The following is a 12069-nucleotide window of genomic DNA, read 5'->3' on the forward strand; positions in this document are numbered from 1 at the left end:
TTAATAGTGTTAAGGTGCCTAAACACCCGAACACTAAACCATTGAGGTCAGACCAAATGCCTATGCTATTTTTCTAGCATAAGTATATTTAGCGTTTAAGTTTATGTATCCATTAAGTCCATTTCCCATTCTAGCCAGTCTTACCATATTATTGACATGGTAAGAGCCAGTTGTGAAATAGTCATACAGATACACACCACCTTTCGCAAAGCACACAATTATGAAATCGTCACCGATTTCATATGCGCTTATACCAGAGTTACCACCGATATCACGATATTTTTCCATGCTCATTTCTCCTGAGCTGAAACATTTTCGACTATCAATTCACGGTTTCTTTGGACAAGGGGTAAGTTTTAAATTAGAATAGCTGCCTAAGAACGGAACGTTATTCTATTTGCTTATCACTTGTGAAAGTCGATAGTCTTAACTTCCTGATATTAAATACGCCAATATTTAGTATCTCCAATGGCAAAGATGAGAAATCGTCTTTGCCATTTTTATTGCCTGATACTTGTCGTACCAAACAAATTTTAAAGCCTTTCAACTATATATTAATGGTGGATAACGAGCTTAACCTAACAGCCAACCCCGCCATCCATCAGAAATTCTATTTAAAGAATTTCTCTTGCGAACCTAAAATTGCAGTGCAATTTTTTAACGGTTCTCAAATCTTACACGCACCGCCAGCACAATCATCTTCCATATCCGCTTGGGCATCGTTCGCACCATCACGAGTGTTATGGTAGTACAACGTCTTCACACCCATTTTATAAGCGTTTAGCAAGTCTTTTAGCAATATCTTCATCGGTACACGGCCGCCAGCATAACGAACAGGATCGTAGTTGGTATTGGCAGAGATACTTTGATCGACGAACTTTTGCATGATAGCGACCAGCTTTAGGTAACCGTCATTGTTTGGCATTTGCCATAGTAGCTCGTACTGATCTTTTAGCTTATCAATCTCAGGCACGACTTGCTTTAAGATGCCATCTTTTGACGCTTTGATAGAGACCAGACCACGTGGTGGCTCGATACCGTTGGTCGCGTTGGCGATCTGACTAGAGGTCTCAGACGGCATCAAGGCGGTTAGGGTAGAGTTGCGTAGACCGTGCTCAGTGATCTCGCCACGTAGCGTTTCCCAATCTAGATGTAGCGGCTCTTGGCAGATTTTGTCCAAGTCGGCTTTGTACGTATCAATCGGTAAGATACCTTGTGAATATGTCGTCTCATTGAACGCAGGGCAAGCGCCTTGCTCTTTTGCCAATTTGTTTGATGCTTTCAAGAGATAGAATTGCAATGCTTCAAACGTTTGATGGGTCAGACCAAGCGCGCTGTCATCTGAATAGCGTACGCCATTTTTAGCAAGGTAATAAGCATAGTTAATCACGCCCACACCGAGCGTACGGCGACGCATACTGCCGTTTTGGGCGGCTTTGACTGGATAGTCTTGATAGTCGAGCAGGGCATCAAGCGCACGGACGATTAGCTCGGCTGGCTCTTCGATATCGCTGACGTTTTCGACTTTACCCAAGTTCACCGCTGATAGCGTACAAAGGGCGATTTCGCCTTCTTCGTCATTGATATTATCAAGTGGCTTGGTCGGTAGCGCGATTTCCATACATAGGTTTGACTGGCGAATCGGGGCAACCGTCGCGTCAAATGGGCTATGCGTGTTGCAATGATCGACGTTTTGGATATAGATACGACCAGTACTGGCGCGCTCTTGCATCATTAGGCTGAACAAGTCGGCTGCTGGGATCTGGCGGCTACGAATAGCAGGGTCGTTCTCGTACTTGGTATATAACTCTTCGAATTTGTCTTGATCTTCAAAGAACGCATCATACAAGCCCGGCGTATCACCTGGTGAGAATAGCGAGATATCTTGACCTTTGATGAGGCGCGTGTACATCGTTTTGTTTAACTGTACGCCGTAGTCCATATGACGGACACGGTTGTCTTCGACGCCGCGGTTGTTTTTGAGTACCAGTAATGACTCAACTTCTAGATGCCATAATGGGTAGAACAGGGTCGCTGCACCGCCACGGACGCCGCCTTGTGAGCAGCATTTCACCGCAGTTTGGAACAATTTATAGAACGGAATACAGCCAGTGTGCTGTGCTTCGCCGCCACGGATAGGGCTACCAAGGGCACGGATGCGACCAGCGTTGATGCCGATACCAGCGCGCTGTGATACATAGCGTACGATGGCGCTAGTAGTCGCGTTGATAGAGTCTAGGCTATCACCACATTCGATCAATACGCACGAGCTAAACTGACGCGATGGCGTACGCACACCAGACATGATAGGCGTTGGTAGTGAGATTTTGAATTCTGAAGTCGCATCATAGAAGCGCTTCACATAGTTCATGCGCTCTGATTTTTCGTAACGGCTAAACAAGCACATACCGACCAGCATGTACAAAAACTGCGGGCTCTCAAAGACAGTTTTGCTAACACGATCTTGGACGAGGTATTTACCTGCCATTTGCTCAACAGCCGCATACGCAAGGTTCATATCACGCCAGTGATCGAGATACTCTTCTAACTCGTCAAATTCAGCACGGCTATAGTCAGCTAGGATATGCTCATCATATTTACCAGCATTGGTCAGCGTTGTAACGTGATCGAATAGATGTGGCGGCGTGAATCTATTGTAAGCAATCTTACGCAGATGGAAGATAGCCAAACGAGCCGCTAGATATTGATAATCAGGCGTCGTTTCAGAGATAAGGTCAGCAGCAGATTTGATGATGGTTTCGTGAATGTCACGAGTCTTGATACCTTCATAAAACTGGATGTGCGACTTTAGCTCAACTTGTGATACAGACACATTGTCCAAGCCGTGAGCGGCCCACGCTATCACCTTGTGAATTTTGTCTAAATCAATAGGCTCTAAACGTCCATCACGTTTGGTTACTTGGATTTTGTCAATATGTGTCATGCTGGCCTCTATTTTGATTGCTTATTGTGATGCTGCGCGCTGAATCGGCGGCAAACATTCTTTATAACGCTACGATGCTGGGTTACGATAGCTGGTTTTTTTAGGCAAAAAACTACCGCTACTCATAATGATGATTAAAATCACTGAGTACTACATATAGCGTGTTTGTTAATTGGTAGGCACAATATAGCGGGAAAATTTTGAAAATACTATATTGATTTTAGACTAAAACTATGTTGCTGCGAGGTTGTGAGCTGTCCAGATTTGGGCAAAGGACGATGGGATAAGGGTTAGACGCAAATGCGCTCATCATAAATTTTTTGTAAAAATATCGTGACGATTTGATTTTTATTTTGTTGTAAATTGTCGACTGATAATAGTGATCAGAGCGGCAATAATGCGGGCGCAGATTGTACACCAAACCATAAAAAATCGCCACTCATATGTTATATCTAGTAATAACATATGAGTGACGATTTGGACGGAAAAGGGGTTGTTTTTTTCTAAACACCCATTACCTGTTTATACGACCATACGAACCGTTTTTGCATCATCAAGTGACGCATAAAGTGTATTCACTTGATCGGCTGCTGTGAGGTATAAATTGACACGCGCTGAATGAAAGCGACCCGTTTTAGATGGCTTAACTTCTATAGAAGCCAAATCAAAATCAGGGAACTGGCTACCGAGGATCAGCTTGACTTCATTAAGCAAGCTTTCATGCTCGCCTTCATGACCAATGATGCTCAAAGGGTAGTTCATTGGAAAATCCCACAGCTCTGGATTTTGAATGTCGGTTTTTTTGCCTTTTAAGACACCTTCATTGGGTGTCAGATCCGTCATGGTGACGTCTTTGGTGTTTTGATTATCAGTATCTTTTGAATCATCACTCATGATGTTTGCCTCGTTTTTTTAAATATGAGCTATAGTTGAATTCAAATAATTTCGATACAAGTAAACCGAGCGCAAGTTATACATTAGTATGCTTAGCGCGGATGACGATGTAGCGGATTCATATGGATTTGACTATATTTGGATAAGAGCTTTATTGCCCATTTATAGTGGCACTAAGCCTATTATTCAAGTCCTGTGATAGCGACGACAGTACATTAGGGTATGTCGAACCTTCGGCTACGTTACGGACAGGGTATGGACAGTGACCGCTTATCTTTTATAACCACAAACCGCCACATAGTCCCCACGGTCATAACCTTCGATGACCTCTTGTACCTTATCATTGGCATACATTGGATGGGTCAATAAGGTCTGCGCATACTCAAAATCGACGAAACCATTGGCTTGCATCAGCGCGATTTTTTCATTTGAGGTGCGCCAATTGGCTGACTTTACCAGTTCAATAGGATAAGGGTCAGCAGGGGAGATGTGCGCAAGTAGCGGATGCTCCCAAGTGCCTAACGAGCTGGCCAAATTGTATAAGCTGGCAAAGCCACTCTCTTTTGGTACATCGATCAGAATCAATTTGCCGCCAGACTTTAATGCGTCAAAGGCCTTTTTAATACAGACATCCAAATCACTGATATAGCTGACACTGCCGTTGAACATAATAATGTCAAACTTATTGGGCTCAATCTCGCAAGTTTCAGCAGGGCTGATATCTACTTGCAATCCGCGCTTTTCGGCGACGGCGGCCATGTCTTTAGAAGGCTCAATGCCATATTTGATATGAATATCATAATCTTTTGCTAGTAGTGATTCAAATAATCCGCTACCACAACCGATAGACAATATCTCACTGTCTTTATCTAAGAAATGGGCAACTAATTTTAGCTCACTGGTCAGTAAGTTTTGATTGTCAAAAAACCAGCTATCGTACGCGCTTGCGTGTTCATCAAATGCTGCCATGATATCTCTCCTTGAGTGTTTTTTGTTGTATCGTTAATCCACTATAAAAGAGTGACAGCGTTAACCTCGCTTAAAGTATTACTCATACATCTACACTCGGTTGGCTTGTCACTCTTTTAAATTGAATCAACTATATTGAATAGTACGTGACGTTAAATTTGCTATAAAAATACGAGTTATGACAGATCTAATGCTTGCTGCCAAAAATTCACTTCCATACGTGAAGCAGTATTAAATAACTGTTGGAACTTGTCTGCTTGAGCGGGGCTAGCCTGTGCCAGTAGTTCATTGATCTGCACTTCGTTCTGTGCGGTAATCGCTTGAAATGCATCACTAGAAAATACATCAATCCATGGCTGATAGGGATTGCCCGTGATAAACCCTTCGGCTTTGATGCGTTTGCCAATTTCGCCGTAACCCATCAAGCAAGGGGCAATAGCAGCATACAGCTCAGCCAGTGAGCCTGACAGGGCAGCGTCTAATATATAGCGGCTATAGGCGATGGTTACAGTAGATTCAGGCGCATTCTCGACGGTTTCAAGCGCTATGCCCCATTGGTGGCAGAAGTCCAAATACATGCCAATTTCCATATCGAGCATGGCATTAATGCCTGCTTGACCGACGCGCATTTGCGCCAGAGTGTCGCTTTTGTACACGCTCAGCGCCATCACGCGGGTATAGTGAATCAAATACAAGTAGTCTTGGACGAGGTAGTGGCGGAAGCTGTCAGGGGCGAGCGTACCTGCTGCTAGTTGCTTGACAAAGTCGTGCTGAATATAATCATCCCAAGTTGGGCAATGGTGACGTAGCGTTTGGTAATTCATAGTGTTCACTTACTTTTATCAATGCGAGTAAGCAGATGGTAGACGAACTCATGCATTATTAGCAAGGGATGCACCAAGTATAATGGCATCATACATTTGGACAGCTAAGTTTTCAATTGCTGATGCGACTTACGGTAAGTAGCCATTGATAGGCGCGATATCAGGCGGGATATCCGTGTCTCCTAATGCTTCTCGCAGATTGATTTCGATCGTGCGTGATAAGGCAGTCAGGGGTAGTTGGTTAGCTGCCAAGCCAAAAGGCTCTTCTAGCTCTTCGCTAAGGGCATCCAAACCAAAGAAGGTGTAAGCGATTACAGCAGAAATCAACGGAGTGGCCCAACCGAGTGAGGCCACCAAGCCAAAAGGCAACAGGATGCAATACAGATAGGTCGTGCGATGTACCAACAGCATATAAGCAAATGGCAGCGGCGTATTATGAATGCGCTCGCAAGCCGCCAATACAATCGTCATAGATGTCAGGCGCTCGTCCATGTTTTGGATGACTTGCTCAGACACCAGTCCTTGCCGCCGAATGTCACCGAGCTGCTTACCCATGAGGCGCATTATATAATCAGGTACGTTTTTCGCTTGGCGCATATTGTCATGATGCGTTAACGCTACAAATGTCTCTATATCTTCCCAAGGTGACGTACCACGTAGCCTGTGGCGCACAGCATGAGCAAAAGCAATGGTTAGATATACCATCGCTCGTTGAGTATCACGCCCAGCATCGGTGTCATCATCTATAAAAGACAGCACTTGACGCGTTAAGCTGCGGGAATCATATACCAGCTGACCCCACAGTCCCCGAGCTTCCCACCAGCGTTGATAACTGGCATTGTTCCGAAACCCAAGAAATAACGATAACGCGATTCCGAGCAAGGTAAACATCGCCATACCATAATAAGGAAACGAGTCAGGAAGCCAGTGCTGAATGATCGTTATGAGTGTACTAAGAATAGTAATCAGCAGAATTTGCCGATAGACTTTTGGAATGATGGAGCCGCGCAGGGTAAAAAATATCTTGAGGGCATTGGGGGTTTGGCGGACAATCATGTCAGCTTCCTAGCGATGGGGTATGTTAGTAGGCCGTGCATTATACAATAGCGTTATTAAAATTTGAGTATTTTTGTTTTTGACTGCCCATCGAACACTGTGCAAAAAAAGTGAAGCATAGCGTGCAAACTATATGGCTAAACGACTCAAAAGATCCTTACATTTTTCTCTTAAGGTATCTCTGAGCAGTCTGACCGCAGGGGTTATCGATTGCCTACTTGGGCAGATGAGCCAAAGCTCGCTTGGCTTTGCTTGATAGTCGGTCATGATATGAATCAGCTTGCCTTCTGATATGTCACTCGAAACATCCAAGCAGGATTTTACAGCAAGTCCTTTTCCTTCGACACACCAGCGCCTGACCAGATCACCATCGTTAGAGGCTCGATTGCCACTCATTTTTATTTTATAAACTTGCTTGTTCTTGGTGAATTCCCACACATCGTGAGTGATATCGTACAGCTGATAAAACAACCCATTGTGCGTCGGTAGCTCATGCGGATGCTGGGGTATGCCGTGACGTGTTATATACGCTGGCGATGCACAAAGCAACCCTGGGACATCACAAATCTTAAAGCCGTAAAGACTGGCATCTTTTGGCGAACCATAGCGTAATGCCATGTCTACAGAGTCACGATAAAAGTCTATATGACTATCGCTTAGATCGGTTCTCAAGCTCATGTTTGGGTGATGATCTAATAACTCATCAAGCCATGGTGTAACGATGTTGCGCCCCAAATCAGAAGGCAGTGCAATGCGCAGCTCACCATCGACGATATCGAGATCTTCTTTGATGTTTTGCCTAGCTTGCTCAAGCAATAAGAGTGCTTTTTCACATTCTGGAATGTAGCGCTCTCCGGCACTCGATAGACGTAATTGACGCGTGGTACGAATGAATATTTCAGCGCCCAATGTTTTTTCTACCCGTTTGAGCGCAGCACTGGCAGTTGCCACACGCATGTCTAAATGCGCTGCCGCTGCCGTGATATTGCGATGTTCAGCGATTTTTAGAATAACTTCGAGATCAGATAACAGCATATTCTCAATTCTTATTTGATAATGTATCAAATATTACCCTGTTTATCTTGCCATAAGCCAGCGTTATGATGGCAGCCACTTAACGAACCGGAGCAGCATGATGAAAGCCATTGGATTTATACAGTCTTTACCCATTACTCACACGGACTCATTGCAAGATATCGAATTGCCACAGCCTATCGCAGAAGGTTTTGATTTATTAGTTAAAGTTAGCTCTATCGCGGTCAATCCTGTCGATTATAAAGTCCGCCAAAACATGCCATCCGAGGACGGTAGCCACAAAGTCATTGGTTGGGACGCAGTCGGTGAAGTGGTCGCCATTGGTGAGAAGGCGACACGCTTTGCAGTTGGTGATAGTGTTTACTATGCAGGCGAGCTCGATCGCCAAGGCAGTAATGCAGAGTATCAATTGGTGGATGAGCGTATCGTTGGTATGAAACCAAAAAGTCTGTCGAATAATGAAGCGGCAGCATTGCCGTTGACCACTATCACGGCATGGGAGATATTATTTGAGCATTTAACCATTAAACAGCAGCCAATCACTGATAATAGCAAGTCTAATGAGGTTATCTTAGTCGTGGGCGCTGCAGGTGGGGTGGGCTCTATTTTGCTACAACTGGCAGCGACATTAACGGGCGCTACCATTATCGCGACAGCCTCACGTGAGCGCTCAAAGCAGTGGGTGCAGACACTGGGGGCGGATTATGTGATTGATCATAGCCAGCCATTAGCGGCACAAATCGAAGCGTTGGGCATTGGCCCTGTGACCCATGTCGCCGGCCTTCAGAGTACTGAAAGCTATTTCGATACCTATATAGATATCTTGACGCCTTTTGGGAAAATAGCGATAATCGATGATCCTGAGCAGTTAGACATCACTAAAATTAAGTTCAAAAGCCTCTCATTTCATTGGGAGTTTATGTTTGCCCGCTCACTGTTCAAAGCCTCGGACATGGCAGCACAAGGTCAGTTATTAAACCGTGTCGCTGACTTGATTGATCAGGGTTACATAAAAACCACGGTTGGCAAAAACATGGGTGTCATCAATGCGACTAATCTACGCGCGGCTCATCAAGCGCTAGAGTCGGGTACAACGATTGGTAAGATAGTATTGGAAGGTTTTTAATATTTGAATATTCAACAGACCCTAATAAAGCATGTCCTCGTTTTTATCACTATTTTTAAAATGAGGACATGGCTCAATCAAAAATAAGAGACAGATATGCAACTAGAAATCAATGTCATCGATGCTTTTACTGATACCGTTTTTAAAGGTAACTCAGCAGCCGTTATTATCACCGATAGCTGGCTCGCTGATGATCTAATGCAATCGATTGCTTTTGAAAACAATTTGTCTGAGACGGCATTTTTGGTTTTAGATGAGAGTGATGGTAAAGATATCTATCATATCCGCTGGTTTTCACCGCTTACTGAGATTGCCTTTTGCGGTCATGCAACGCTAGCATCTGCTTTTGTGTTATTTAAGAAAAATCCTAATTTAGCCTTTATTAAATTTTCAGCCGACGCCGTTGGGATATTGACCATCGTGCAAACAGACGCTGGCAAAATACAAATGGACTTTCCCAATACTAAACCTGAAAAAGTCGACAATATCCCTGATAGTTTGCTGGCAGGAGTGTCTATTGCACCAGTTGAAGTCTATAAAAATACCCAAGCCTATTTCGTGATTTATAATTCTGAAAGCGATGTATTAAACGTAGAGCGTGATAACGAGCAGCTAAAACAGCTCGCACCTTTAGATGTGGTGGTGACATGCCAAGCTAAGTCTGCTGAGTTTAAAGACTACGATTTTGTGTCACGTTATTTTTGGCCAGCCAATGGCGGTGATGAAGACCCAGTGACTGGATCAGTGCATACAGGACTTGCACCATTATGGGCTGAGCGTTTGAATAAAAATGAATTGGTTGCTTATCAGGCGTCAAATAGAGGCGGGGTGCTAGACTGTGTTGTTGCAAAAGATAGGGTGCTTGTTTCCGGCAATGCCGTGCAGTATTTGACAGGATTTATCACGGTCGAGGAGTAGCGGGTTTTGACAGAATTAAAGACACTAGGGCTTTTTGCACTGACCGCATTAGCAGAGATTATTGGTTGTTATCTGCCTTATTTATGGCTGCGAGAAGGTAAGTCCATTTGGCTGCTTGTTCCCAGCGTGCTGAGTCTGGCAGCCTTTGTTTGGTTGCTGACATTACATCCAACCGCTGTAGGCAGAGTCTATGCGGCTTACGGTGGGGTGTATGTTGTGATGGCGATTTTATGGTTGTGGACGGTGAACGGTATCAGGCCGACCACATGGGATATCGTAGGGTCTGCGGTTGCATTGTTAGGCATGGCAATTATTATGTTTGCACCGCGCAGTGGCTAGGGCGTGTCCTCAATTCAACCGATAGCGATCTAAATGGGCTAAAAGTGGTTAAATCTTGCCAAACATCGTCAATTAGCTAGGTAATATATCGATATTATCTGCGCTATTTTCCTTGTTTGACTGCCATTTACCTCACTTTTATCCTCATTTTTAAAATGAGGACACGCCCTAATATCAATGCAGCGCCTAACACAAAAAATGCCAATCAAACCGTGGGGTTCGATTGGCATAGCTTTAATTAGCGTAGTGATGCATCCAATATTAATGTTTGCCTAAGATACTGCCACTGTCATCTTTCTTAGATTGCTTGGCGGCTTTCTTTTCTTTTGCCGTCAATAGCGGTTTCTTTTTCACATTTTTCTTACTATCTTGACCTTTACTCATGATTTTTTCCTCTTTAGGTAGCTTATACAGCCATAAGCCAGATTGGCTGACTAGCGGGCGGAATGGCTACAATTGACGCAGATGCTGCGTACTAGATTGAGTATAGCTCTAAGACTGTGCAATAGATAGCGATAGCACAATTTCCCTACGCTTCAATGCGGTCATTCTATTTGGCTAAATTTTATTCAACGCCTCTTTTATATTGAAATTTAGAATATCTCAGTCAGATTGTCGGCTAAAGATATGTTCAAACGATGCGTTTAATCAATACCAGTATCAATATTAGTATTCGTAAGTGCTTACTTACGGATACATCACGATTTGCTATAATGAGCCACAAGCCGATGAGTCGTCGCGGCAAACTTTTATAATATTCCTATTTAGCACAAAGATGCTTACTGTTTTGGTTGATTGTTATGCGTATCCGTAAACTTTTTAAATTTGAAAATGCACATATTGTGCGTAATTGTAGCTCTGAGCGCTGCAAACACTCTATCCATGGTCATAGCTATCAGATTGAACTGATTCTTGAGGCTAAGCGCTTGGATCATGGGCAAATGGTCTATGATTTTGGACTATTAAAGTCGTCTATCAAGGATATTATCGACAGCTTTGATCATGCGATTTGCTTTTGGAATAAAGACGACCCTGAATATATCGCTGCTTGCAAAAAATTCAGCGCGCGCTGGATAAGCTTGCCGGTATCGCCATCAGCAGAGCAGTTCTCTAGAGTCATCTTCTTTTGGGCGCAAGAAATTCTCAAGCAAACCCAAATGCAAAACGGTGAGTCTGATGTCAGCGTCTACTCGGTGATTGCGCACGAAACCGCAACGGGTTATGCCCAGTGTTTTGCTGATGATGTGGCCAATGAGCAAATGGGTCAGCTTAATTTAGAGGACTTTGAATTCAGTGACCAAGTCAGTGCCGAATGGCATGACACCGATCTGTATGCCAAACTGATTCGCGGTGAAAGCTTTACTAATCCAACGGTAACTATGCAAGTACAGACGCAAGTACAGGCAGGTAAGCCTGATGCCTAATAGTACAACAGAAGACAAAAACGTCAAAACATTGACACTGTACTCTGAAGACGATACCCAGCGTTTGGCTGCGCAATTAGCAGCGTTGCCATTGACGGGCAGTGTGTGGTTGGCGGGTGATTTAGGGGCAGGTAAAACTACTCTGACTCGTTATTGGTTACAGGCGCTAGGGCATACAGGTGCCGTCAAAAGCCCGACTTATACCTTGGTCGAGCCTTATAGCATCGAGCAAAACAGTATCGAGCAAAAAGATGGCTCAATCAAGCCCGTCTACCATGCGGATTTGTATCGTCTGCAAGACCCAGAAGAGTTGTCCTTTATAGGCTTCGATGAGTATCTGGATGAGCCAAATGCGCTGGTCATTATTGAATGGGCAAGTCGTGCGGACAGCTATTTACCACCGCCGATTTTGTTTATCGATATGACGCAAGCCAATAGCAGTGGTAAAGATAAAGAGTCCCGTCACGTTGAGCTGCGACTATCGAAGGCAGGACAAGCGCAAGGTTTGGATCTATCATCCTTTAAGATTTAGTTATACCT

13 protein-coding genes are annotated in these 12069 nt (G+C 44.1%); 5 read left to right on the forward strand and 8 right to left on the reverse strand.

The features are described 5' to 3' along the window. Positions 1 to 60: 60 nt before the first annotated feature. The 7 genes from IE130_RS02855 to IE130_RS02885 form a co-directional block, all read right to left on the reverse strand. Positions 61 to 288, reverse strand: coding sequence for a hypothetical protein (locus IE130_RS02855; RefSeq protein WP_189581390.1), 228 nt, complete (start codon positions 286 to 288; stop codon positions 61 to 63). Between the two features lie 379 nt (positions 289 to 667). After that, complete coding sequence (nrdA, locus tag IE130_RS02860) at positions 668 to 2944, reverse strand: class 1a ribonucleoside-diphosphate reductase subunit alpha (RefSeq protein WP_189581392.1); 2277 nt, start codon at positions 2942 to 2944, stop codon at positions 668 to 670. 522 nt (positions 2945 to 3466) lie between these two features. After that, complete coding sequence (locus IE130_RS02865; RefSeq protein ID WP_051000722.1) at positions 3467 to 3787, reverse strand: YbeD family protein; 321 nt, start codon at positions 3785 to 3787, stop codon at positions 3467 to 3469. 321 nt (positions 3788 to 4108) lie between these two features. Continuing rightward, on the reverse strand, positions 4109 to 4807 hold the full coding sequence (locus tag IE130_RS02870) for a class I SAM-dependent DNA methyltransferase (RefSeq protein ID WP_189581393.1): 699 nt from the start codon (positions 4805 to 4807) through the stop codon (positions 4109 to 4111). Positions 4808 to 4983: 176 nt separating this feature from the next. Continuing rightward, positions 4984 to 5631, reverse strand: coding sequence for a thiaminase II (gene tenA, locus IE130_RS02875; RefSeq protein ID WP_189581395.1), 648 nt, complete (start codon positions 5629 to 5631; stop codon positions 4984 to 4986). Positions 5632 to 5760: 129 nt separating this feature from the next. Beyond that, the gene (locus IE130_RS02880) at positions 5761 to 6687 is read right to left on the reverse strand and encodes a bestrophin family protein (protein ID WP_189581397.1); all 927 of its coding nucleotides are present in this window, start codon (positions 6685 to 6687) and stop codon (positions 5761 to 5763) included. A gap of 129 nt (positions 6688 to 6816) precedes the next feature. Beyond that, complete coding sequence (locus IE130_RS02885) at positions 6817 to 7722, reverse strand: LysR family transcriptional regulator (RefSeq protein WP_189581400.1); 906 nt, start codon at positions 7720 to 7722, stop codon at positions 6817 to 6819. A gap of 100 nt (positions 7723 to 7822) precedes the next feature. On the opposite strand from IE130_RS02885, the gene IE130_RS02890 reads away from it, so the two are divergent. From IE130_RS02890 to IE130_RS02900, 3 genes are all read left to right on the forward strand, one after another. Then, on the forward strand, positions 7823 to 8848 hold the full coding sequence (locus IE130_RS02890) for a zinc-binding alcohol dehydrogenase family protein (protein ID WP_189582521.1): 1026 nt from the start codon (positions 7823 to 7825) through the stop codon (positions 8846 to 8848). Positions 8849 to 8944: 96 nt separating this feature from the next. Then, positions 8945 to 9766 (forward strand): PhzF family phenazine biosynthesis protein, encoded by an 822-nt coding sequence (locus IE130_RS02895; RefSeq protein WP_189581402.1) that lies wholly within the window; start codon positions 8945 to 8947, stop codon positions 9764 to 9766. 6 nt (positions 9767 to 9772) lie between these two features. Continuing rightward, positions 9773 to 10105: a YnfA family protein gene (locus IE130_RS02900; protein ID WP_010198099.1), complete on the forward strand. Its 333-nt coding sequence runs from the start codon at positions 9773 to 9775 to the stop codon at positions 10103 to 10105. A gap of 261 nt (positions 10106 to 10366) precedes the next feature. Here IE130_RS02900 and IE130_RS14295 read toward each other — a convergent pair whose 3' ends face one another. After that, a complete protein-coding gene (locus IE130_RS14295) occupies positions 10367 to 10489 on the reverse strand; it encodes a hypothetical protein (RefSeq protein ID WP_264623036.1) in 123 nt (40 codons plus the stop codon). Between the two features lie 416 nt (positions 10490 to 10905). On the opposite strand from IE130_RS14295, the gene IE130_RS02905 reads away from it, so the two are divergent. Together IE130_RS02905 and tsaE are read left to right on the forward strand one after the other, a co-directional pair. Next, positions 10906 to 11529, forward strand: a complete 624-nt coding sequence (locus IE130_RS02905) for a 6-pyruvoyl trahydropterin synthase family protein (RefSeq protein WP_189581405.1) — start codon at positions 10906 to 10908, stop codon at positions 11527 to 11529. Beyond that, the gene (tsaE, locus tag IE130_RS02910) at positions 11522 to 12061 is read left to right on the forward strand and encodes a tRNA (adenosine(37)-N6)-threonylcarbamoyltransferase complex ATPase subunit type 1 TsaE (RefSeq protein ID WP_189581421.1); all 540 of its coding nucleotides are present in this window, start codon (positions 11522 to 11524) and stop codon (positions 12059 to 12061) included. Before IE130_RS02905 ends, tsaE begins: the two co-directional genes overlap by 8 nt. Positions 12062 to 12069 lie beyond the last annotated feature (8 nt).

The sequence above is a fragment of the Psychrobacter glaciei genome (assembly GCF_014652895.1).
Classification (GTDB): Bacteria; Pseudomonadota; Gammaproteobacteria; order Pseudomonadales; family Moraxellaceae; genus Psychrobacter; species Psychrobacter glaciei.